Source organism: Brevundimonas sp. TSRC1-1 (assembly GCF_049898245.1).
Taxonomy (GTDB): Bacteria; Pseudomonadota; Alphaproteobacteria; order Caulobacterales; family Caulobacteraceae; genus Brevundimonas; species Brevundimonas mediterranea_A.
The window spans coordinates 417,313-439,467 of the sequence record NZ_JAFCXI010000004.1 but is presented as its reverse complement, the minus strand read 5'-3'; the positions used below and the strand labels follow the sequence as shown (position 1 = coordinate 439,467).

Genomic DNA, 22,155 nt, shown 5'->3' with positions numbered 1-22,155 from the left:
GGTGGGAAGGGCCAGGCGATGCATTCCCCGTCTGTGCGCCCTTGCCCTGCCGCCCCCACCCGGTCGCTTCGCGACCCCCCTCCCCGGAACGGGGAGGGAAAAGATCGTGCGCCAATCCCCTCATCCGCCCTCCAGCCTCCGCTCGATCCGCTCCACCGCCGCCGCCGTCGCCTCCCCTTGCGTCTCCAGCCGCGCCAGCCGTTCGGCCACCAGCCTCTGCTCCCCGACCCTCTGTTCCAGGGTCGCGATCCGCGCCGCCGCGCCCCCGGCCCAGACCAGCCCCCCGACCGTCTGCACCGCCAGGGCGGCGATCAAGGCCGCGACGGCCTTCTTCACCGCATCGCTCATTCGCCCACCCCCGCCATCCGCCGCCGCTCCTCCTCGGTCAGGAAGCTCGCCGCCTCCAGCCGCGCCCACAGACTGTCGCGTTCGGCCTGAAGGGCCGGCACGGCCTCAAGGTCAGCCCGCACCTCGCAGCCGGGGAACCGCCCGCCCAGCCAGCCCGTCATCGCCCCCGCGGCCTTGCGCACCAACGGCACGACCGTCTGCCGCCAGAAGGCGGTGTTGGCCTCGCGATAGTTGGCGTAGGTCGCGTCCCCCGGTATCCCCAGCAGCTGCGGCGGAACCCCGAAGGCCAGGGCGATCTCGCGCGCCGCCGCATGTTTGCCGGCGACGAAATCCATCTCGGCCGGCGTCAGGCTCAGCGGTTTCCAGTCCATCCCGCCCTCCAGCAGGATCGGCCGCCCGGCGTTCTCGGTTCCGGAATAGGCGGACGACAGCTGATCCTTCAGCGCCTCGAACTGCCCGGCCGTCAGCCGCTCGCCCTTCTGCGCCCCATAGATCAGCGCCCCCGACGGCCGCGCCGCATTGTCCAGCAGGGCCTTGTTCCAGGCGCCCGCCGCATTGTGCGCGTCCACCCCCTGCGCCGCCGCCTCCAACGGCGACAGCCCGTACCAGTCGTCCAGCGGGTGCCACAGCTTCAGCTGCATCACCGGCGCCCAGCCGTCGGCGGCCCGCCCGATCCGCGCCGACCGCCCGTCGACGCAATACTCCCACGCCTCGGGCCAGCCCGACCGGCCGGGGACCACCTTCACCCGGTCCGACCTCAGCGCCCACAGCTCTTCGGGGGCCTCGTCCCCGACCGCCTCGACCCAGGCGTTGCCCGACACCTGCAGCGCCCCATAGACCGCCTCCATCAGCTCCGCCCCCGACTGTTCGGGATTGGGCCGGTGGATCAGCCGCGCCAACGGATGGGCCTCGTCCCGCACCCCCTCGACAAAGACCGCAAAGGGCGCCGAGGCCGCCGCCTCCGCGATCATCCGGATGCAGCGATAGGCCACCGCATTCTTCTGATACCCCTCGCGCGCCAGGCTGGCGTAGTCGTTGGGCGTCCACCGCGCCCGCCCCACGCCCGACAGCAGCACCGCCGCCCGACTGGCCTTTTCTTCAGGCGCCCCCCGATTTGGCGCACGCCCGCGCCCGCCCTGGCCGAACGGCCACCGGATCGAAACCATCACACTCTCCCTGAAACCTATTTCCCCCGACGAGGTGGAGCCGCCGGATCGGCGCTCAGTTTCGGCCCGCCCCGTGTCGTGCTAGTCTTCACCCATGACGATCCACGTCGACATCGCCCGGTCGCACGCCACCCTGGCCGAACTCGCCGCCCAGGCCGAGAACGGCGAGGAAATCGTCCTGTCCCGCGACGGTCACGCGGTCGCCGTCATCCGCGCCGCAACGGCCCCTGAAACGCCCCGCCCCAGCTTCCGCATCGGCGCTCTCGCCCACCTCGGCCCGCTGACGGACGAAGAAGCGACCCTCTTCCTTCAGCCGGACCCAGAGATGGAGCGCCTGGCTCGTTCGGAAGACGAAGATCATTTCTACCGCTGAATGGCGGTTCTGCTCGACACTCAAGCGCTGATCTGGGCCCTATTCGACGACGCCCGGCTGTCACCCGCCGCCTCACGGCTTATCGCCGACAGCGACCTCGCCTACGTCAGCGTCGCCAGTATTTACGAGATCGACTTCAAACGACGCGACCCTAGCCGCGCCCGCGCGCAACGTGACGACCTTCTCCTGAGAGTGCCGCATGACTTACCGGCCTTCTTGCCGACCCGTGACTACAGGCTTGTGCCCATCGGCGCCGAAACGGCGCAGCTGGCCGCAGGCCTGCCTATTGATCATGGAGATCCGTGGGACCGCATCATCCTGGCCCAGGCCCTTCTCCTCGGCGTGCCGTTGATAAGCGCCGACCGCGCCTTGGAGCGCTCAGCCGCTGTTCATCCCCAAACATCCGGCGTCATAGTCTTCTGATCCTCGGCCCCTCCGCCGCCTTCCCCAGCATCAGCCGCGACACCGCCCACACCAGGGCGTCGGCCCGGTCCGGGCTCGGCCCGCCGTCGCACCCCAGGGCCAGCATCTCCTCCTCCAGGGCCGGGAAGTCCCCGCAATGCACCACCCGCCCCTGCTCATAGAGCAGGGCCACCGGCTCGGCCCGCGCGGCCTTGGACCGCGAGGCGTGCATCAGTTCGACCGGCGCCGGACAGTCGGATTGTCTCAGGACGTTGCGCACCATCTCCCCGCCCTGGTTGGCCTCGGCCGCCACCTCCTGGGCGTCGAAATCCCGCGCCGCCCGACACACCGCCGCCGCCCAGCCGCCGGGCGACAGTCCCCGCACCGTCCGGTCGGCCAGGATGAAGGCCCGCCGGTCCTTGCGCCCCGCCACCACGATGCCGCAGGCGTCGCCGTGCGCGCTGGCGGGCGGATCGACCGCCACGATCACCCGGTCCAGTTCGGCCGGCCGGCTTCCCCGCGCCCGTTTCAGATCCTCGACCCCGAACAGGGCGCCCTCGCCTTCGACCACCTGTCCCTCCAGCTCCTGCGCCGCCAGCCGGGTCCCGCCGTACACATCGGTCAGATGAGCCAGAAACCCCGGCGACAGATTCTCGGCGTTCAGGGCCGTGGCCGCCCGATCCACTCGTGTCCCCGCCTCGGCCATCAGCCGCCGCAGCGCGGGGATCGGCCGGGGCGTCGTCGTCACCGCCAGCCTGGGGTCATCGCCCAGACGCAGGCCGAATCTCAGGTTCGACAGCACCGCCTCGGGCTTGCGCCAGACGCAGAATTCGTCGGCCCAGGCGGCGTGGAACTGCGGCCCGCGCAGACTGTCCGGATCCTCCGCCGAAAAGGCGTAGGCGGCCGAGCCGTTCTTCCACAGCAACCGCCGCCGCCCCGCCTCCCAGCGCGGCCGGTCGCCCGGTTCGGCCAGGGCCTTGATCCCCGACGCGCCCTCGACCATCACCTCGCGCACATCGTGCAGGGCGGGGCCGACCAGGGCCAGATTGACCTTGGACTTGCGCGCCAGGGTGTCGATCCAGACCGACCCGGCGAAGGTCTTCCCCGATCCCCGCCCGCCCAGCAGCAGCCAGGTGGCCCAGCCGGGTTCAACCGGTTCGATCTGGTGACGGTTCACCAGGGCCTTGCGGGCTTCCCGTCTCAGGATGGCCCCCTCCAGCTTGTCGATCTCGCTTGCTCTCGATGATCGCTTCGATCCGATCGCAGTTAGCGGCCAACTCGCGTCGCAGTCGCTCGTCCTCTTCGGGGTCGTAGATCCGTCCACCCATCCCGTCCTCTTCGCTGTCTTCGGCCTCGACGCGCGGGCGGATCGCGTCCACCAGCTTGGCGGCGCGCGCGATCACCCCGGCGCGACGCGCCAGCTTTTCCGCCTCGTCCAGGGTCTCGGGTTCCTCGCTGCAGATCATGTCGGTCGCACGCTCGACCGCTGTCTTCAGCCGTTCGAACAGGGCCGCCAGCCAGCTGCCGCCCGTTCCGCTCTCTTCGCCTTTTCCCGCCATGCCCAAACCATAACGCACCAGCGTCCTCAGGCTGGAAACTCGCCCCGAGAAAAGCATAAGCGTTTGTATTTAAGCGATTTTGACCAGCGTCATTGTAACAGTTGACGCCGAAAGCCCGACATAACCGGCCTCAGGCAGCGCGAAGCGCGGTAGGCCCAGAAACGCGGCCTCAAGCAGCGCAAAGCGCGATAGGCCCAGAAACGCGGCCTCAAGCAGCGCGAAGCGCGGTCGGCCCAGAAACGCGGCCTCAAGCAGCGCAAAGCGCGATAGGCCCAGAAACGCGGCCTCAAGCAGCGCGAAGCGCGGTCGGCCCAGAAACGCGGCCTCAAGCAGCGCGAAGCGCGGTCGGCCCAGAAACGCGGCCTCAAGCAGCGCGAAGCGCGGTAGGCCAGCAAAAAGCCTCTACCCGCGTTCGACCGCCCACTCCGGCGCCTCGAAATCCAGCGCATCCTCCGGCTCGGCCAGCGACAGCTCCGAGATGGTCTGCCCCCGCACCGACACCCCGGCTGTATGCACCGTCTCCGGATCGCCCGAGACCAGCGGATGCCAGGCCGCCAGCGGCCGCCCCTCGTGCAGCCGGCGATAGGCGCAGGACTTGGGCATCCACGCCAGGGCCTGGATATTGTGCGGCGTCAGCTTGATGCAGTCCGGCACCTGGGCCTTGCGGTTCGCATAGTCGGCGCAGGTACAGGCGGCGGAATCGAACAGTTTGCAGTGGACCCGCGTCGGGATCACCGCGCCCGAATCCTCGTCCTCGAACCGGATCACGCAGCACAGGCCGCACCCGTCGCACAGTCCCTCCCACTCGGCCGTGGACATCTCGACCAGGGTCTTGGTTTCCCAATAGGGCTGAAGCGGGGACGGAACGGGGATCATGGGACGGCGCGCCTAATCGGTGGATGCGGCGATCAGATGGCGGCCGCGACTTGGACCGGCCCATAGCATCCCTGTTTCGACAGGTCTCTCCGTTCGCCCACGCCCTCGGCTCAGTGACCAACGGTCTTTGAGAACAGGTTGATCACCACCACCCCGCCGATGATCATCGCCAGGCCCGCGATCGCCGGCCAATCCAGCCTCTGGCGCAACGCGACCACCCCGATCACCGAGATCGCCACCACCCCCAGACCGCTCCAGATCGCATAGGCGATCCCCACCGGCATCTGTTTCAGCGCGACCGACAGCAGATAGAAGGCCAGGCCGTAGCAGACCGCCATCCCCGCCGTCGGCCAGACCCGGGTGAACTGCTGGCTCTGCTGCAACAGGGTCGTGCCCACGACCTCCAGCCCGATGGCCCCCAGCAGGGCGGCCCAGGTTATGGGGCTCACGCCTCGTTGGCCGTGATCAGATGGCCGGGCGTCAGCAGCGACAGCAGGGCCCGCCGCTGGTCCAGCGACACCGCATGCGTGCCGAAGATGTCCGACATCCACAGTCCGTCCGCGATAAGCCTTAGCATCAATGCGTCGTCCGCGCCGACCGGGTCGCTGGGATCGTCGATCTTCACCTTGGCGATCCAGCCGTTCCAGCGTTGCGCCAGTGTGGGTTCGATGGCGCAGGCGGCCATGACAACCCGTCCGATGCTGATGTCCTGAGGCGTGAAGGGCTCGATCACCGTGGCCCGCAGATAGGCCCGCGCATTCCGACCATAGGGCTCCGGGTCCCGGGCCGCCTCGGCCAGGACGCTGTCGGTGTGCATTTCCCCCAGATGGTCGATCATCCCCTCCAGCAAGGCGATCTTGCTGGGGAAATGGTGCAGCAAGGCCCCCTTGCTGACCGTCGTCCGCGCCGCCACCGCATCCAGGGTGAAGCCCGACGCCCCCAGTTCGGCGGCGACTTCCAGCGCCTTTTCGATGATTTCGGCCCGGGTGTCGTCGGGGGCGCGGCGGCGTGTCGTGATGTCCATGACCGTTACATACCGTCTGGACGGTATCTGTCAAATCCCAAAGGCCGTGGCGGATCGACCGTCCCTCCTCTATATGGCCGCCAATGGCAGCCAGACCCCCCCTCGTCGCACTCAAGGACGTCCGCCTTCAGGACGGCCAGCGCCCCCTCTTCGACGGCGTCGACCTCGCGGTAGAACCGCGCAGCCGCGCGGCCCTCGTCGGCCGCAACGGCGCCGGCAAGTCCACCCTGATGAAGGTGGTCATGGGCCTGATCGAGCCCGACAGCGGCGACCGTTCGGTCCAGTCCGCCGTCCGTTTCGCCTATGTGCCGCAGGAACCGGACATCACCGGCGAAACCCTTCTGGACTACGCCTCGTCCGGCGAGGCCGAGACCTGGACGGCCGAGAGTTGGCTGGCCACCTTCGGTCTGGACCCCGAAAAATCCACGCAAGGCCTGTCCGGCGGCGAGACCCGACGCGCCGCCCTGGCCAAGGCCTTCGCCGAAGAGCCCGACCTGCTGCTGCTGGACGAGCCGACCAACCACCTCGACATCCTGGCCATCGAACTGCTGGAGAACGAGCTGATCCAGGCCCGGTTCGCCCTGCTGGTCGTCAGCCACGACCGCGCCTTCCTGAACCGCGTCACCAATACGGTCCACTGGCTGGAGAACCGCCGCGTCCGCACCCTGAACAAGGGCTTCGTCGAGTTCGACGAATGGTCGACCAAGGTGCAGGAGGAGGAAGCCGAGGCCCTGCGCCGCCTGACCAAGACCATCGAGCGCGAGACCGTCACCTTCTACAGCTCCATCACCGCCCGCCGCAGCCGCAACGAGGGCCGCGCCCGCTCGCTGGACGCCCTGCGCGCCGAACGCGCCGAAAAGATGAAGGACGCCCCGCGCGAACTGTATCTGGGCGTCGATTCCGGCGGCACGTCGGGCAAGCTGGTCGCCGAGATCAAGGGCGTGTCCAAGGGCTTCGCCGGCCGCACCCTGTTCAAGGACCTGACCACCCGCATCATGCGCGGCGACCGCCTGGGCGTCGTCGGCCCCAACGGGGCGGGCAAGACCACCCTGGTCAAGACCCTGCTGGGCGAACTGGCCCCGGACGAAGGCACCGTCCGCATGGGCTCCAATCTGGAATCCGTCTATCTGGATCAGTCGCGCGAGGGGCTGAAGTCGGACATGACCCTGTGGGACGCCCTGACGCCGGGCGGCGGCGACAGTATTCTGGTGCGCGGCGTGTCCAAACACGTCGCCGCCTACGCCAAGGACTTCCTCTTCTCCGAGGCCCAGCTGCGCCAGCCGATCTCGACCCTGTCGGGCGGCGAGCGCAACCGCCTGCTGCTGGCCCGCGCCCTGGCCAAGCCGGCCAATCTGCTGATCCTCGACGAACCGACCAACGACCTGGACATGGACACGCTCGACAAGCTGGAAGAGCTGCTCGAGAACTATGACGGCACCCTGATCCTGGTCAGCCACGACCGCGACTTCATCGACCGGCTTTCCACCTCGACCCTGGCCCTGAACGGCCGCGGCGACATCGTCGAGACCCCCGGCGGCTGGACCGACTTCATCCGCCAGAACCCCGGCTTCCTGCGCCCCGGCGCCAATCCCCGCCCTCAGGACAAGGCCGCCGCCCAGCGCGCCGCCGAGGCCCCGCCCCCCGCCGTCGCCGCCAAGAAGGTCGGCAAGCTGACCTTCAAGGACGCCCACCGCCTGAAGGAGCTGGAGGCCCTGATCGACGCCCTGCCCGGCCAGATCGCCAAACACGACGCGACGCTGGCCGACCCGGGCCTCTACGCCCGCGACCCCAAGGCCTTCGACGCCGCCATGAAGGCCGCCGACAAGGCCCGCGCCGACCTGGAATCCGCCGAACTGGAATGGCTGGAGCTGGAAGAGAAGAAGGCGGCCCTGGCGGGCTAGCCTTCCTTTTCGTCGTCGCCTTCCGCGGGGGTCTTTGATCCCCCGCGGCGGTTCTGAGCCACGCCCACGGCGATGAAGGCGACGAGGCCGAAGGCGAACCACAGGCCGAAATCCTTGGTCAACAGGCCGATCAGCCCGAAGATCAGAAGCACGCCGAACGGAGTGAGCTTTTTCATGGCGTCGACCTTATGGCGGATTTCAGCGTTTGGCGAGTTGGCCGGCGCCGCCGCCCCTTGAAACCAAACCCGCTGTCACCCACTCCACTGACATGACCCTGCGCACCCATGTCGTCGACTTCGCCCCCGCCCAGCAGGCGGCCGTGCGGCGGATCAACGCTGTCCTGGCCCGGGCGCCGCGCCTGCGCACCGACGCCTGGCGGATCGACGCCGGCCAGCGGCTGTCGCTGTGGCTGGACGCGGCGGCCGGGGCGATCACCGTGCCGCGTCTCAGGAAGCGCGGCGTCACGGTCGAGATCGTGCAGACGGAAGGCGACCAGCCCGTCCCCTTGCGCATCCTGCGGCCCGAAGGTCCGCCTCGCGCCGTCATCCTGGACATCCATGGCGGCGGCTGGGTGCTGGGCAGCGCCGGGCTGAACGACCGGCTGAACGCCCATCTGGCCCGCCACGGCTTCTGCGTCGTCTCGGTGGACTATCGCTTGCTGTCCGAGCGGCGCGGAATCTATATCGAGGCCGCCATATCCGACTGTCTGGCCGCCGCCCACTGGGCCGTGACCAATGTGGACCGGCTGGGCGCGGCGACCGTCTTCCTGACCGGCGAATCCGCCGGCGCCCATCTGGCGGCCCTGACCGCCGTGGCCCTGCGCGACCAGGGGCTGATCGACCTGGTCAAGGGTTGCGTCTTCACCTACGGCGTCTTCGACCTGTCGGGCACGGAAAGCGTCCGCTCGGCCGACCCCGACACCCTGCTGTTCAACGGTCCCACGATGCAGGCCGACCTGGCCCGCCTGGCGCCCGAGCGCGACGAGGCGGGCCTGCGCCGTTCCGACGTCTCGCCCCTGTACGCCGACCTGACCGGCCTGCCGCCCGCCCTGTTCCTGGCCGGCGAATACGACCCGCTGTTCGAGGACAGCCTGTTGATGGCGACCCGCTGGGGCGAGGCGTCCGACACCGACCTGATCCGCGTTCCCGAAGTCCCCCACGGCTTCCTGCATTTCGGCGGCCCCGCCGCGCGGGGCGCGCGGGGGGCGATCCGGCATTGGCTGGACGCCCGGCTCGCCCCGGAGGCGTCCTAGTTCGCTTTCGCATTGTCGCTGGGCGCGATTGCGACTACCGCAATAGGAACGTCACGTCGGCGGTACGGATCGGGGAGCGGTTCTTGAGCCCAGCGTGGTTTCGCAGCAATCCGGCCTATGGCTACGGACTGGCGATCTGCGCCTGGCTGACGGCCTTCTGCGTCCGCCTGGCGCTGGCCGACTGGTTTCCGCCCGGCTTTCCCTACCTGACCTTCTTCCCGGCCGTTGTCGTCGCCGCCTATTTCGCAGGCCTGTGGCCGTCGGTGCTGACTGCGGTCCTGTCGGGCCTGACCGCCTGGTGGTTCTGGATCGGCGCGCCCGGTTTCGACTGGAGCACGGCGACAGGCCTGGCCCTGGCCTTCTACGCCTTCGTCATCGCCGTCGACATCTTCTTCATCGTCGGCATGAACTCCGCGACCGACAATCTGCGGCGCGAGGTGGCGCGCAACGCCGCCCTGGCCGAGAGCCGCGACCTGCTGCTGAAAGAGGTCCAGCACCGCGTCTCCAACAATATCCAGGTGGTCAGCGCACTGCTGCGGCTCGAAGCCGGGATGTCGAAGGATCCCGCCGCCCGCCGCGCCCTCTCCGACGCCTCGGCGCGCACCGCCATGATCGCCAATGTGCAGCGCAGCCTGCTCGACGCCGACGGCGCGGCGGCGCCCTTCGACGACCTGGCGCGCCGGCTGGTCTGCGACGCCCTGAACGCCGCCGGCCGCACCGACGTGGCCGTCGTAGTCGAGGAAGCCCGGCACGCCCTGACGGCGGACGAGGCCACGCCGGTCGTCCTGATCCTGTTGGAATGCGTCAACAACGCCCTGGAACACGCCTTCCCCGACCGTCCCGGCCGCATCCACGTCCGCCTGTATGAGCAGGGGGCGGAACGCCGCCTGGAGGTGCGCGACGACGGCGCCGGACCGCCGCCGGGCTTCGATCCCGCCAAGGGACGCAGCCTGGGCCTGCGCATCGTCCTCGGCCTGACGGATCAGCTTCACGGCCGCTTCAGCATCGTCGACGCCGCCCCCGGCGCCCTGTGCGTTCTCAGCTACCCAAAGCCCGCCGCGCACTGACGTCGCGTTTCTGTGGACAATACAAACCGCTGATACGCCAAGGCGAATTTGATCCGTCCACCGATGTTCACAGACTTGTCCACCGCCGCCGGGCCAATCGTGCACATCGGGGCGAGTTCGGGCGCTTGCCTCATACCGGGTTTCGCGAGAACGTCAACGGGCCGAGGGACACGGCGGCGCGGAAATCGGGGGAGACCCCGGCCTCAAGCGAACCGGCCCGGCTCTCCGACCCGGCGTGATCGGGCGATCTTCGGATCGTAACGTGCGCCAGGCGGGATCCACGGCCCCGGTCTTCGACGGTCTCAGGATCGACGAAAGGCGGGGAACCGGATCGGGATCGACGGACGACGCGGCCGCAAGGCCGTGGAACGCCAGAGACCCGGAGCGCGACAGGATACAGCCGACCGCCCTTTCGGGTTCGCTCGAAACGGCGCTGAGGCCAGGGTCCGACCCAGCTGGCCAAGTCCAACCCGGACTTGGCGAGGGGACGAAGTCGACGGGTTTCCCGAACGCTTCGTCCCCTCGCTCAATTGGGGCCGAATTCACAGACTTACGCTAGACAGACGCCGCCCCATCTGCACCCATGCCGTGCAGTTGGAGATCGTCATGCGCGCATTACAGACCGCCCTGTGCATCCTGGCCGCCGGCGCCGTAACGACGGCCGGTTCGGCGAAGGCCGACCCACGGCTGCAGGACGCGGGGCCGCCCCCACCGACGCCCTCGCCCATCAGCGTCAGGCCCGGCGTCCTGATCGGGCCGGCCCCGTCGGTCGAGAACACCATCCTGCAGCTGCCACAGGCCGAAGCGACGTGCGAAGGCCTCACGGTTCAGCCCCTCTACGCCGACGACCTGCCGGCGCAGCAGGCCGCGCGACGGGGGATGTCCGACGCAGAGACGATCCTGGCCTTCTCGGTCGCGTCGGATGGGCGCACGGTGGATATCCGTCCCGCCGACGCAGCCCCCGCAGCCTTCGACACCCTGCAGGCCGGTCTCGCCGCCTGGCGGTTTCCCGCCCAAGCGCGCAAGGATTGCCGCCTGACGATCCGCTGGCGCAGCGTTCGACTGGACGAGGCGGAAGTCCCGGACCTGCTGAACTATTTCGCCGTCACCCGGGCCACCGGGGCCCTGCGCGACGCCGTGGCGAAACGCCTGGGCGGACAGGGCGCCGACTGCGGCGACCGGTTCGGCGGCCGCCGACCGGACACGGTTGTGTTTCCCGACTTTGAAAAAGGGCGCAAGCCCCCGCCCGGCGGCCGCAGTTGGTCCGTGACCCGCTGGAACATCGACGCCGATGGCCGCGCGACCGACGTCGAGACTCTCGGCTCGTCGGGCGACGTAGACCTGGACTCCGAGGCTCGCCGTGCGGCGGCCGAGACCCGGATGCAGCCCGGACCGGCCCGGACCGGCTGTGTCTACAATCTCTATCGCTCGGGCGGGACCCTCGCGGCTCCGCCGCTGACGCCGGAAGATCAGCGTGAAGACCCGCTGCAGCAATGCCCGCCGGCCGTCGCAGACCGGTTCGCCGTTCGGGCCAATCCCGTATTTCCGACCGTCTTCAACGAGCGCTCCATCGAGGGCTGGGCGTTGATCCGCTTCGACATCGCCCCCTGGGGCCAGATCGGCAACGTCTCGGTGATCGAGGCCCAGCCGGCCGCCGCCTTCGGCGTCGACGCCCTGCGGCTGGTGCAGTCGAGCCAGGCCACGCCGGGGTTCGAGGCCGGCGTCCGGTGCGTTGTTCCCGTCCGCTACAAGCTGCAGGACGAGACGGCCGCGCCCGACGTGGATCAGAACTGAACCCCCGCCTTCCCAAGGCCTGCATCCCCTCGTAAAGCAGGGCCATGATCCAGCTTGGGAATCGCCTGCTGACCCGTCGCCGCGCCCTGCTCGCGGGCGGCGCGGCCGTGGTCGGGGGCGCGGCGCTGGGCCTGCGCGCCTGCGACCGATCAGAGGCGCCGGTGGATGAACAGGGCCGGGTGCGGCTGCGTTTCGCCACCGACTGGCGGGCTCAGGCCGAACAGGGCGGCTTCTATCAGGCCCTGGCGACCGGCGCCTATGAGAAGCGCGGCCTGAACGTCCAGATCGTGCAGGGCGGGCCGGGCGTGAACGTGCCGCAACTGCTGGCCTCGGGCGCCGTCGAACTGGGCATGGGGTCCAACAGCTTCATCCCGATGAACCTGGTCGCGGCCGGGGCGCCCGTTAAGGCCGTCGCCGCCTTCTTCCAGAAGGACCCCCAGGTCCTGATCGCCCACCCGGACCCCGCGCTGGAGACCATCGCCGATCTGAAGGGCCGGCCCTTCCTTCTGGCCGACGCCTCGATCAACGCCTTCTGGGGCTGGCTGAAGGCCAAATACGGCTTCACCGACGACCAGGTGCGCAAATACACCTTCAACCTGGCGCCCTTCCTGGCCGACGAGCGGGCGGTGCAGCAGGGTTATCTGACCAGCGAACCCTACACCATCGAACAGGAGGCCGGGTTCGAGCCCAAGGTCTTCCTGCTGGCCGACGAAGGCTATCCCTCCTACGCGGCCATGGTCCTGGCGCCCAACGCCTTCGCGCGGGACAACGCCACGGCCCTGCGCAGCTTCATCGCCGCCTCGGCCGAGGGCTGGCGCGACTATCTGCGGGGCGATGCGGCGCCGGGCGACGCCCTGATCCGCAAGGACAATCCGGAAATGACCCAGGCCATCCTGGACCAGGCCCGGCAGAAGCTGCGCGACAACGCCATCGTCGACGGGGGCGACGCCGCCCTGTACGGCCTGGGCGCTATGACGGCCGACCGCTGGCAGGCCTTCTTCGAGGTGGTCAGCCAGGCGGGGGTGTTCGACCCCGGCCTGAACTGGCGCGAGGCCTTCACCGACAACTATCTGCCGGGCCGTGGCTGATCCCATCGCCGCGCTGCGGGGGGTCGTCGTCGACTGGCCCGGCCGCGCGCCGCTTGGCCCCATCGACCTGAGCGTGGCGCGGGGCGAGATCGTCGCCCTGGTCGGGGCCTCGGGCGCCGGCAAGTCCACCACCCTGCGCCTGCTGGCCGGGCTTCAGACGCCCAGCCGGGGCGAGGTGATCCGCGCCCTAGGGGTCGGCCGCACCGGCTTCGTCTTCCAGAGCCCGACCTTGATGCCCTGGGCCGAGGCCCTGACCAATGTCGCCCTGCCGCTGGAGCTGGCGGGCGTGGCCCGGCCCCAGGCCCGTTCGCGCGCGGCCCAGGCCCTGGGCGCGGTCGGCCTGGGCGACCGGCCGGACGCCCGGCCGTCGCAGCTGTCCGGCGGCATGGCCATGCGCGTCGCCCTGGCCCGCGCCCTGATCACCGCCCCGGACCTGCTGTTGCTGGACGAGCCCTTCGCCGCCCTGGACAGCGTCACCCGCCGCCGCCTGATCGAGGATCTGCACGCCCTTTGGGCCGCCGCCGAGCCCCGGCCCGCCATGGTCTTCGTCACCCATGATGTCGAGGAGGCCGTCTATCTGGCCCAACGGGTCGTGGTGCTGGCCGCCGCGACCGGGCGGCCCGTCGCGGACCTGCCGACGCCCGGCCCCCTGCCCCGCCCCGCCCGCTGGCGCGCCGATCCCGCCTATCGCCAGACGGTCGAGGCGATCGCAGACGCGCTGGAGGCGGCCATGCGCCCAGAGGCCGCGCCATGAGACGCCTGACCGAACTGGCGCCGCCCATCGGCCTGGCCATCCTGCTGCTGGCGGTGTGGGAGGCGGCCTGTCGCCTGCTGGACCTGCCCGTCTATTTCCTGCCGCCGCCCAGCGCGGTGGCCGTGGCCCTGGTCGAGGCGGGGCCGCGTCTGGCCGCCTCGGCCTGGATCACCTTCGGCATGGCGGTTCAGGCCCTGGTCCTGGCCGGGCTGGTCGGCGGGGGGCTGGCCCTGGCGGTGTCGCTGCACCCGGCGGCCGAGCGGGCCGTGCGGCCCCTGGCCGTGGCGCTTCAGGTCACGCCGGTCGTGGCCGTCGCCCCCCTGGTGCTGATCTGGGCCGGGCTGGACCACGCCGACCGGGCCGTGGTGGCCCTGGCGGCCGTCGTCGCCTTCTTCCCGCTGTTCTCGGGAATTCTGACCGGGCTGAAGTCGGCCGATCCCGACCTGGAGCGGCTGTTCGACCTGTATGGCGCCACGCCCCTGCAAAGACTGTGGCGGCTGCGCCTGCCCTCGGCCCTGCCGTTCGCGCTGGAGGGTCTGCGGGTCGCGGCGGGCCTTGCGGTCATCGGCGCTGTGGTGGCCGAATTCGTCTCGGGCTCGGGCGCGACCCAGGGTCTGGCCTGGCGGCTGCTGGAGGCGGGCAACCGCCTGCGCACGGCGGAAATGCTGGCCGGGGTCCTGTGCCTGACCCTGCTGGGCCTGGTGCTGAACGCCGCTGTCGGGGTGATCGGACGATTCCTGTTGCGCCGTTAGCGACGGGTTAAGCGATATCCGCCTAGGCTGGGGTTGTCTTTTTGTTCGTGCGAGACCCGCCCCTTGCGACACGCCCTGATCCTGTCGACCGCCCTGATCGCCGCCTGCGCGGCGTCGGGCGCCGCCATGGCTCAATCTTCGGCGAGCGGCGCAGGCGGCCTGCGCTACCTGTCCTGGCCGGGCAAGCCGCCGGTGGCGCAGGGCGCTGCGCCGACGCTGCGCCGCATCCCGCAGCCGACCCCGGTCGCCGCCGCCGTCGATACGCCCGTCAGCTTCATCCCGCCGGCCCGCCTGTCGGCCCCGGCGCCGGCGTCGAAGCCCACGCCCCATCGTGGCCTGACGCCGGCCAGCGACTGGATCGCGCCCGTGCCGACGATGGCGACGACGCCCCAGCCCTATGTCGCCGCGCCCGCCCCCGTCGAGGCCGCGCCGTCCCCTGTTCAGGCCGAAACCGTCGTCGCAGCCCAGGACCCGGCGCCCGCACAGTCGCCGCCACACACCCAGACTCAGGCCCAGGCCGAAGCCGCGCCTGAGCCCGCCTTCGATCCGATGGCCCCGCGACGCGACGCGCCGATCTTCCGCCTCCAGCGCCAGACGACCGCCCAGACCGCGCCCGAAACTGCGGCCCAGGCCCAGGGCGGGACCAAGGGTGAGACCGGGGCTGAGACCGCCTCCGCCGCGCCGCCCGCCATGCTCCAGGCGGCCCTCGCCCCGGTCCAGGGCGCGCGCTTCTATTCAGTCCATCGTCAGGCCGGCCATCAGCCGGACCGGATCAACCCGGTCCAGCCCATCTATCTCGACGCCCTGCCGGTGGCGATGACCCAGACCCCGTCGTCCGCCGACCTGGCGCAACCCGACGGTCCGCCCGCCCTGCAGCGCAACAGCGACGGCTCGGTCCGGGCCATGCCCCAAACCACGGGGGACGACCTGCCATGACCGAACCCTCCGCCGAAGAACGGGCCATCATCATGGGCTCGCGCCTGCCCGATCTGATCGCCCTGGCCAACGAGGCCTCCAGCGAGAAGCGCCGGCTGCTGCTGCGCGAACTGACCGACCACTTCCTGGGCGGCGTCGAGCACAGCGTGGCCGAGACCGAGCTTTACGGCTCCGTCCTCGAAACCCTGTCGGAGGAGATGGAGACGGCCGTCCGCGCGGAACTGGCCGCCCGTTTCGCCGAGGCGCCCAACGCCCCGGCCAGCCTGATCCGGCGCCTGGCCGAGGATCAGATCGACGTCGCCGGGCCGGTCCTGCGCGCCTCGACCGTCCTGACCGACGCAGACCTGATCGACGTGGTCAGCCGCCAGGGCCAGGACCACATGCGCGCCGTCTCCGGCCGTACCGAGGTGTCCGAGGCCGTGTCCGAGATCATCGTCGAACGCGGCGACGACCACACCCTGGGCGTCCTGCTGCGCAACGACGGCGCCCAGCTGTCGCGTGCCGCGTCCGAGACTGCGGTCGAGCGCGCCAAGAACAACCCCGACCTCCACGCCCCGGCGGTCGAGCGCAAGAGCCTGCCCGCCGACCTGCTGAACGACATGTATTTCGTCGTCGAGGCCCGGCTGCGTCACCAGATCCTGGAACAGAACGCCCAGATGGATCCGGACCTGCTGGAGGCCGCCCTGGCCGCCGGTCGCGCCCGTGTCGCCACCGACGACGGCGCCCTGCCGGCCGACTACGCCGAAAGCCTGGCCTATGTCGACGAGCTGCACGCCGCCAACCAGCTGACGCCGCAGGTGCTGATCCGCTTCCTGCGCTCCAAGGGCCGCACGGCCTTCCTGGTCGCCCTGTCGCGTCTTTCGGACGTCGATTTCCACACCGCCCGCAACATCGTCGATCGCCGCGACCTGGACGCCCTGTCGATCATCTGCAAGGCGGCCGACATCGATCGGGCGATCTTCCTGACCTACGCCGTGTCGCTTCTGGGCGGGGATTCCAATCCGATGGGCCGGGCCGCCGCCTATGGCCGGATGTACGGCGAACTGACCCGCGACGCCGCCCAGCGCACCCTGCGCTTCTGGCGCATGCGCCGCGTCGCCCAGGCGGCCTAAAACGCACGATTTCTCCCTCCCCCTGCGGGGGAGGGAGATCAAACAAAAACGCCCGCCTCCTTGCGGAAGCGGGCGCTTTCCACCGGTAAGGACCGGGCTTATTTCTTGGCGCGGGCGACGCGGGCCGGCTTGCGGCCGCCCTGGCCCAGGCCCATCTGCTTGGCCAGTTCCGAACGGGCCTTGGCGTAGTTCGGGGCGACCATGGGATAGTCTTTCGGCAGACCCCATTTGGCGCGATAATCTTCGGGGCTCATGTCGTACTTGGTGCGCAGGTGGCGCTTCAGCGACTTGAACTTGCGACCGTCTTCCAGACAGATCAGGAAGTCGGCGTTGATCGACTTGCGGATCGGCACGGCCGGTTCCTTGGGTTCCGGCGGAACCTCCACGGGACCGTTGGAGACGCCCGACAGAGCGGCGTGAATATTGGCGATCAGCGCCGGCAGGGCTTCCGCCGTCACCGTGTTGTTGCCGACATAGGCCGACACGATGTCAGCGGTCATTTCCAGCAGTTCGGGCTTCTCGTCCATTCGCGGCGTCTCTTTCATAATCTATTTGCTTCGACTGAAACGCCAGCCGAACCTACCCTTCCGGCTCTTAGGGTTGTTTGAATGCAAAAGCAATCCGGGCGTTATGCGAACGACAAGGCTCTATATAACCACACTTGTGGTCATGCTGACCTAGCGTTTCAAGTCTTCGGTCAGGACCATCATGGCTGCACGTTCCGGCGCCGAATATTCATCGATCACCTCATCCTCGCCCTCACGAATCGCACGCAGGAGACTGGGGGTCAGGGCCGATGACAGAGACCAGTTCCAGTAACGCAATACGGTCTGCGCCCGATCCACGGCCAACATTTCATAGGTGATCTGCACACGTTCAAGGTCAGGATGCAGGCCGCCGTCGGCCGTCGTCTCCGGCCGACGCATCGAGCGCCACAGATTCAGCAGGTCCGCACGCGACAGACCCGTCGCCTTGCACAGGATCGCCAGGGGTTCGCCGCCCGGATCCCCCAGGATCTTTGCGCCGGTCAAGGGTTTGACGCCCGCCAGGAAGGCGATCTCCGACGCCGTCTCGCGCGACAGGCCGTCTTGCGCCGCCACCGACAGGGCGTGTTCCAGCCCGTCAAAGGGGCTCTTGTCGATGGCCGCGCGGTTGCGCTGGCGTCGCTCGATGAACTGCAGGGCCTTGCGCGCGACGGGGTCCGACCAGCCCTCGGCCGCGGCCATGGCGAAGACGTCCTCGGTCACCTCCTGCATCACCTCGCGCGACACGGCGAACCGCTGCAGGATGGTGCGCCGGTCGTCCGGGCCGCACCACCAGAACATCACATAGGCGCCGGCCGGTCTCAGCTCGGGCCGTTTCAGCAGCAGGCCGGACAGTTTCGGATGCGTCCGGCTGAGGCCGACCACGGCCTCGACCCCGACCTGGGACAGGCGGGCGGTAGGGTTGCGCAGCACCGCCTCCATCACCTCCATCTCGCCGAAGCCGAACAGGGTTTCGGTGACGATCTCGGACAGACCGCGACGCTCGGCCATGATCAGCCGATGCTCGGGTCCCGCGTCCCGCGCACACCCGACCAGATCCGCGTCGCTCAGCGACGCGCACTGTTCGATCAGCAGACGGGCGACCTCGGGCTCGTCGCGCAGCAGCAGGCGCGCGACGCTGCTGGGCAGTTCGGCCAGGGGCGCCAGCCGCGCCGCCACGCGCCGACGCTCCTCTGTCGATCCCAGCCGCAGCATCTCGACCAGCAGGTCGCCGGTCACGGCCCGTTCGAAAGCGTTGATCCGGCTGGCCGGCAGGGAGACGACGTCGGCCAGCCGCTTCAGCAACGCATGGCGCGCCTTCAGCGACGGCGGAGCCGCCTCTTCGTCATTCAGGGCCGACGCCTGGGTCATGGCGCCAAGACTAGGGTCTCAGAGTTAACCCGACGTATCAGCGACGCTCGGCTTTACAGGCCCTCGAAAAGCGCCGTCGACAGGTAGCGTTCGGCGAAGGACGGGATGATGACCACGATGGTCTTGCCCGCATTCTCGTCGCGGGCGGCCAGGCGGAAGGCCGCCGTCAGGGCCGCGCCCGAACTGATGCCGACCGGGATTCCCTCGACGCGGGCCGCCTTGCGGGCCATGTCGAAACTCTCGTCGTTCGACACCTGTTCGATCCCGTCCACGACCGAGGCGTCATAGATGGCGGGGGTGAAGCCCGCGCCTATGCCCTGGATCTTGTGCGGGCCGGGCGCGCCGCCCGACAGGACCGGCGAAGCCTCGGGCTCGACCGCGATCATCCGGATCGAGGCCTTGCGGGCCTTCAGCGCCTGGCCGACGCCCGAGATGGTGCCGCCGGTGCCGACGCCGGCCACCACCATGTCCACGGCGCCGTCGGTGTCGTTCCAGATCTCCTCGGCCGTGGTCGCGCGGTGGATGGCGGGATTGGCCAGGTTCTCGAACTGCGACGGGATCACCGCATTGGGGGTGGTCTCCAGCAGTTCCTGGGCGCGGGCGATGGCGCCCTTCATCCCCTTCTCGGCCGGGGTCAGCTCCAGTTGGGCGCCCAGCAGGGCCAGCATCTTGCGCCGTTCGATCGACATGCTCTCGGGCATGCACAGGATCAGTTTCAGACCCTTGGCGGCGGCGACGAAGGCCAGGGCGATGCCGGTGTTGCCGCTGGTCGGTTCGATCAGCACGGTGTCGGCCTTGATCCTGCCCGCATCCTCCAGCGCCTCGACCATGGCGACCCCGATCCGGTCTTTGACCGAGGCGATCGGGTTGAAGAACTCCAGCTTGGCCAGCACGGTGGCCTTGGCCCCGTATTCGGCCGACAGGCGCGGCAGCCGCACCAGGGGGGTGTCGCCGATGGTGTCGATGATCGAGTCATAGACCTTGCCCCGCCCCTTCTTCAGATGGCGGGACGCGTCGTAGCTGAAGTCGGACATGGGGGCTCCGGTAAGGTCGGGTCGTTCAGGGTGCGTAACAGACAGGCGGCGAGATCGATCCGCAAGGGGGCGACGACGATGATTTCTGTCCGCCAGGATCAGATCCGGCGCCGCCGACATCCTGGATCTTCGCAAACATCCGCTGCACTGGGCGCCTCCAGCAACCGACGCAACTCACTCCTGGACCTTCACCGATCAGCAGTCGTCTCACTCTGAGCGGCGCGCCTTTCACGCAAACGTTAAGAGCATTGGAGATTATTGTGGGTTGCATCGCATTCGGGTCAGCTGTCCTCTCCAGGTGGGAGATAGGCTCCCCTGGAGGTTTACGATGAAGCTGAAATCGACCGTCCGTCTCGTCGCCTTGGGAGCCGTTCTCGGGGCTTCCGCATTCGCCGCCGCCGCGACCGCGAAAGCGCCCGGAATCATGTATTTCCGGACCTTCTACAGTGATGCCACCCTGACCACTCAGGTGGGCTTCTACAGGGACCGGTGTTCGAACGGGAATGTCGTCGCCTCGCCTGTGAATGGCACGACTTCGCCCTTTTACACCTTGGAAGCCATCGGGTCCTGCCCCGGCGGATACTGGTAACCATCATAGAGCTCGAACGCCGCCGCCCCCGATTCGGCGGCGTTCGTTCGTTGGGTTTTGCAATGACAGCGGGGCTCCAGGGCGGATCGTCGGCCCTCCAGAAGCGCCTCAATCCCGGGGTCGGTTCTTCCGCCGGCCTCTGTAACGGCGGCGAAGGAGACGCCTAGAAGGACTCCCACCCGTCCGCGTCGGGCTCCGACGCCGGCGCCAGGGCCGCGCCGCCGCGGCCGACGGTCTTCAGGGCGGCCACGGTGCGGGCGGAAGAGGCGGCGGGCCGGGCCGGAGCGGGGGCTGAGGCGGCGGGGCGCGCGCCGACACGGAAACGGGACACGGCGGCGGCCAGACCGTCGGCTTCCTGGGACAGGGAGTGGCTGGCGGCGGTGGACTGTTCGACCATGGCCGCATTCTGCTGCGTCATCTGGTCCATCTGATTGACCGCCGTATTGACCTGCTGCAACCCTGTCGCCTGTTCGGCGGCGGACGAGGAGATCTCCGTCACCAGGCCTTCGATCTGGGCGACATGGGCCACGATCCGGTCCAGCGCCTGACCGGTCTCGGTCACCAGTTTCACGCCCGACCCGACCTGTACGGTCGACTGGGTGATCAAGCCCTTGATCTCCTTGGCCGCATCGGCCGAACGCTCGGCCAGGGCCCGCACTTCCGACGCCACCACGGCGAAGCCCCGGCCGCTTTCGCCCGCCCGCGCCGCCTCGACCCCGGCGTTCAGGGCCAGCAGATTGGTCTGGAAGGCGATCTCGTCGATCACGCCGATGATCTGGTTGATCTGGGCCGACGAGCGTTCGATCTCTCCCATGGCGGCGACGGCGTCGCGCACCACCGCGCCGCTCTTGTCGGCGTCGTCGCGCGCCGCCTGGACGGCGCCGGCGGCCTGGATCGCCCCTGCGGCGGTGGCTTTGACGGTCGCTGTGACCTCGTCCAGGGCGGCGGCGGTCTCTTCCAGACTGGCCGCCTGTTGTTCGGTGCGGCGCGACAGGTCGTCGGCGGCCTTGGCGATCTCGGCGGCGCCGGCGTTGATCGCGCCCGTATTGGCGGCGATGGTGCCGATGGCCTCCTGCAAACCCTCGACGGCGGCGTTGAAATTAGTCCGCAGCTGTTCGTAGGCGGGCGGGAAGGCGTCGGTGATGCGCACCGTCAGATCGGCCTGGGCCAGGGAGTCCAGCCCGCGGGTCAGTCCGGTGACGACGATCGCCTGCTCCCGGGCGGCGGCCTCGCGCGACTGGTCGCCGACCGCGCGGTCCTCTTCCTCCTTCGCCCGGCGCCGGCCGGCCTCGGCCGCCTCGGCCTCGGCGCGGGCGACGATCAGGGCCTGGATGTCGACGACGGCGCGGGCGATGTCCCCGATCTCGTCCTTGCGGCGGGCCTCGCCCAGCTTCACCTCGGTCTGGCCCTGGGCCATGGCGCGCAGGCCCCCGGTCAGGCGGCGGATCGGCGCCACCAGGCCGCGCGACCCCGCCAGGATCAGGCTGATGCTGATCAGCAGGCTGGCGAGCACGGCGGCCATCATCACCATCTGTCCCGTCCTGGCCTCAGCCTCGGCGGCGGCGCGGTTCTTCTCGGCCGCGGCTTCGATCCTGTCGGCCGCCGCGCTCATGGCGGTCTCCAGGGCCGTGAACTGGGTCAGGAAGTCGGTCATGCCGCCCTGGGCCGCGACCGGATCGTTGGCGGCGAGTTCGACCATCCGGGCCGCCGCCGCGATATAGGCCTGAAGCGGCGCCTCGACCGCCTTCAGGGCCGCCTGGATCTCCGGGTCCGTCGCCAGGGCGTTGTTTTCCGCAATGGCCTGTTCGAAGATTTCGCGGTGCTCGGCCAGATCGGCCGTCACCGCATCGATATCGACGCCGTTGGCGGGATCCTTGGCCAGCATGGCGCCGAACACATCGGAGCGCAGGGCGTCATGCATCATGTCGGCCTGCATGTGGTTGCGCAGCACGCTCGACGACACCGACGCCCGATCCAGCGCCCCGGCCAGCTTGGCGTTCATCACCAGACCGACGCCCGCCGTGCCCACGGACAGCAGCAGGACGATGATCCCCGTGGCCGTGACCTTCTTGCCTATCGTCCAGATCATGACCGCTCCCGCCAACCTGACATTCCTTCGAACGGCGGTACACGAATTCTGGTTAATGCAAGATTTTCGGCCGCCTACGTCGTTTCCTCATGGCCGCTTAAGGACGATTTTCATTCCGCCGGGATTACGCCGCTCTTTGAACAG

The 22,155-nt window shown here is 69.3% G+C and carries 24 protein-coding genes; 12 read left to right on the top strand and 12 right to left on the bottom strand.

Features of this window, described 5'->3' with window-relative positions; all coding sequences use genetic code 11:
• Window positions 1-120: 120 nt before the first annotated feature.
• Window positions 121-348: a hypothetical protein gene (locus tag ACP7CK_RS15660; RefSeq protein ID WP_008260383.1), complete on the bottom strand. Its 228-nt coding sequence runs from the start codon at window positions 346-348 to the stop codon at window positions 121-123.
• Window positions 345-1,514, bottom strand: a complete 1,170-nt coding sequence (locus ACP7CK_RS15655; RefSeq protein ID WP_426026613.1) for a phage portal protein — start codon at window positions 1,512-1,514, stop codon at window positions 345-347. Before ACP7CK_RS15655 ends, ACP7CK_RS15660 begins: the two co-directional genes overlap by 4 nt.
• 94 nt (window positions 1,515-1,608) lie before the next feature.
• Between ACP7CK_RS15655 and ACP7CK_RS15650 the strand changes: the two genes are divergently transcribed.
• Both ACP7CK_RS15650 and ACP7CK_RS15645 read left to right on the top strand, forming a co-directional pair.
• Window positions 1,609-1,887 carry a type II toxin-antitoxin system Phd/YefM family antitoxin gene (locus ACP7CK_RS15650; RefSeq protein WP_426026612.1) on the top strand — a complete coding sequence of 93 codons (279 nt, stop codon included), beginning with the start codon at window positions 1,609-1,611 and terminating at the stop codon, window positions 1,885-1,887.
• Window positions 1,888-2,310: a type II toxin-antitoxin system VapC family toxin gene (locus ACP7CK_RS15645; protein WP_426026611.1), complete on the top strand. Its 423-nt coding sequence runs from the start codon at window positions 1,888-1,890 to the stop codon at window positions 2,308-2,310.
• Here ACP7CK_RS15645 and ACP7CK_RS15640 read toward each other — a convergent pair.
• From ACP7CK_RS15640 to ACP7CK_RS15620, 5 genes are all read right to left on the bottom strand, one after another.
• Window positions 2,297-3,466 carry a DNA-packaging protein gene (locus ACP7CK_RS15640; RefSeq protein WP_426026610.1) on the bottom strand — a complete coding sequence of 390 codons (1,170 nt, stop codon included), beginning with the start codon at window positions 3,464-3,466 and terminating at the stop codon, window positions 2,297-2,299. The genes ACP7CK_RS15645 and ACP7CK_RS15640 overlap by 14 nt on opposite strands.
• Window positions 3,438-3,866, bottom strand: coding sequence for a hypothetical protein (locus ACP7CK_RS15635; protein ID WP_426026609.1), 429 nt, complete (start codon window positions 3,864-3,866; stop codon window positions 3,438-3,440). The genes ACP7CK_RS15640 and ACP7CK_RS15635 overlap by 29 nt, the downstream gene beginning before the upstream one ends.
• Window positions 3,867-4,250: 384 nt before the next feature.
• Window positions 4,251-4,724, bottom strand: a complete 474-nt coding sequence (locus ACP7CK_RS15630) for a YcgN family cysteine cluster protein (protein WP_008259885.1) — start codon at window positions 4,722-4,724, stop codon at window positions 4,251-4,253.
• 110 nt (window positions 4,725-4,834) lie between these two features.
• Entirely contained in the window at window positions 4,835-5,173 is a 339-nt protein-coding gene (locus ACP7CK_RS15625) for a DMT family transporter (protein WP_426026608.1), read from the bottom strand.
• Window positions 5,170-5,748 (bottom strand): TetR/AcrR family transcriptional regulator, encoded by a 579-nt coding sequence (locus tag ACP7CK_RS15620; RefSeq protein ID WP_008262040.1) that lies wholly within the window; start codon window positions 5,746-5,748, stop codon window positions 5,170-5,172. The genes ACP7CK_RS15625 and ACP7CK_RS15620 overlap by 4 nt, the downstream gene beginning before the upstream one ends.
• 83 nt (window positions 5,749-5,831) lie before the next feature.
• Here ACP7CK_RS15620 and ACP7CK_RS15615 point away from each other — a divergent pair, with 83 nt between their 5' ends.
• Complete coding sequence (locus ACP7CK_RS15615) at window positions 5,832-7,649, top strand: ABC-F family ATP-binding cassette domain-containing protein (RefSeq protein ID WP_372705259.1); 1,818 nt, start codon at window positions 5,832-5,834, stop codon at window positions 7,647-7,649.
• On the opposite strand, the gene ACP7CK_RS15610 is transcribed toward ACP7CK_RS15615, so the two are convergent.
• Window positions 7,646-7,825, bottom strand: a complete 180-nt coding sequence (locus ACP7CK_RS15610) for a hypothetical protein (protein ID WP_008264376.1) — start codon at window positions 7,823-7,825, stop codon at window positions 7,646-7,648. The two genes, ACP7CK_RS15615 and ACP7CK_RS15610, sit on opposite strands and share 4 nt — an antisense overlap.
• 92 nt (window positions 7,826-7,917) lie before the next feature.
• Here ACP7CK_RS15610 and ACP7CK_RS15605 point away from each other — a divergent pair, with 92 nt between their 5' ends.
• The 8 genes from ACP7CK_RS15605 to ACP7CK_RS15570 all read left to right on the top strand — a co-directional run bounded on the left by ACP7CK_RS15605 (window position 7,918) and on the right by ACP7CK_RS15570 (window position 16,404).
• Window positions 7,918-8,901, top strand: coding sequence for an alpha/beta hydrolase (locus tag ACP7CK_RS15605; RefSeq protein ID WP_426026607.1), 984 nt, complete (start codon window positions 7,918-7,920; stop codon window positions 8,899-8,901).
• An 83-nt stretch (window positions 8,902-8,984) separates the two neighbouring features.
• Window positions 8,985-9,968 carry a sensor histidine kinase gene (locus ACP7CK_RS15600; RefSeq protein ID WP_426026606.1) on the top strand — a complete coding sequence of 328 codons (984 nt, stop codon included), beginning with the start codon at window positions 8,985-8,987 and terminating at the stop codon, window positions 9,966-9,968.
• Between the two features lie 606 nt (window positions 9,969-10,574).
• Window positions 10,575-11,762 (top strand): TonB family protein, encoded by a 1,188-nt coding sequence (locus tag ACP7CK_RS15595; RefSeq protein ID WP_426026605.1) that lies wholly within the window; start codon window positions 10,575-10,577, stop codon window positions 11,760-11,762.
• Window positions 11,763-11,806: 44 nt separating this feature from the next.
• Window positions 11,807-12,850 carry an ABC transporter substrate-binding protein gene (locus tag ACP7CK_RS15590; protein WP_426026604.1) on the top strand — a complete coding sequence of 348 codons (1,044 nt, stop codon included), beginning with the start codon at window positions 11,807-11,809 and terminating at the stop codon, window positions 12,848-12,850.
• On the top strand, window positions 12,843-13,604 hold the full coding sequence (locus tag ACP7CK_RS15585; protein ID WP_426026603.1) for an ABC transporter ATP-binding protein: 762 nt from the start codon (window positions 12,843-12,845) through the stop codon (window positions 13,602-13,604). Before ACP7CK_RS15590 ends, ACP7CK_RS15585 begins: the two co-directional genes overlap by 8 nt.
• The gene (locus ACP7CK_RS15580) at window positions 13,601-14,356 is read left to right on the top strand and encodes an ABC transporter permease (protein ID WP_426026602.1); all 756 of its coding nucleotides are present in this window, start codon (window positions 13,601-13,603) and stop codon (window positions 14,354-14,356) included. Before ACP7CK_RS15585 ends, ACP7CK_RS15580 begins: the two co-directional genes overlap by 4 nt.
• A gap of 63 nt (window positions 14,357-14,419) precedes the next feature.
• Window positions 14,420-15,292 (top strand): hypothetical protein, encoded by an 873-nt coding sequence (locus ACP7CK_RS15575; RefSeq protein ID WP_426026601.1) that lies wholly within the window; start codon window positions 14,420-14,422, stop codon window positions 15,290-15,292.
• Entirely contained in the window at window positions 15,289-16,404 is a 1,116-nt protein-coding gene (locus tag ACP7CK_RS15570) for a DUF2336 domain-containing protein (protein WP_426026600.1), read from the top strand. The genes ACP7CK_RS15575 and ACP7CK_RS15570 overlap by 4 nt, the downstream gene beginning before the upstream one ends.
• Window positions 16,405-16,502: 98 nt before the next feature.
• On the opposite strand, the gene ACP7CK_RS15565 is transcribed toward ACP7CK_RS15570, so the two are convergent.
• The 3 genes from ACP7CK_RS15565 to cysK form a co-directional block, all read right to left on the bottom strand.
• Window positions 16,503-16,931, bottom strand: coding sequence for a MucR family transcriptional regulator (locus ACP7CK_RS15565; protein WP_008260928.1), 429 nt, complete (start codon window positions 16,929-16,931; stop codon window positions 16,503-16,505).
• 150 nt (window positions 16,932-17,081) lie between these two features.
• A complete protein-coding gene (locus ACP7CK_RS15560; RefSeq protein WP_426026599.1) occupies window positions 17,082-18,299 on the bottom strand; it encodes a DUF2336 domain-containing protein in 1,218 nt (405 codons plus the stop codon).
• Window positions 18,300-18,352: 53 nt separating this feature from the next.
• Window positions 18,353-19,333, bottom strand: a complete 981-nt coding sequence (gene cysK, locus ACP7CK_RS15555; protein WP_008264403.1) for a cysteine synthase A — start codon at window positions 19,331-19,333, stop codon at window positions 18,353-18,355.
• Window positions 19,334-19,661: 328 nt separating this feature from the next.
• On the opposite strand from cysK, the gene ACP7CK_RS15550 reads away from it, so the two are divergent.
• Window positions 19,662-19,922 (top strand): hypothetical protein, encoded by a 261-nt coding sequence (locus ACP7CK_RS15550; RefSeq protein WP_008261155.1) that lies wholly within the window; start codon window positions 19,662-19,664, stop codon window positions 19,920-19,922.
• Window positions 19,923-20,085: 163 nt separating this feature from the next.
• On the opposite strand, the gene ACP7CK_RS15545 is transcribed toward ACP7CK_RS15550, so the two are convergent.
• The gene (locus ACP7CK_RS15545) at window positions 20,086-22,011 is read right to left on the bottom strand and encodes a HAMP domain-containing methyl-accepting chemotaxis protein (RefSeq protein ID WP_426026598.1); all 1,926 of its coding nucleotides are present in this window, start codon (window positions 22,009-22,011) and stop codon (window positions 20,086-20,088) included.
• Window positions 22,012-22,155: the final 144 nt, after the last annotated feature.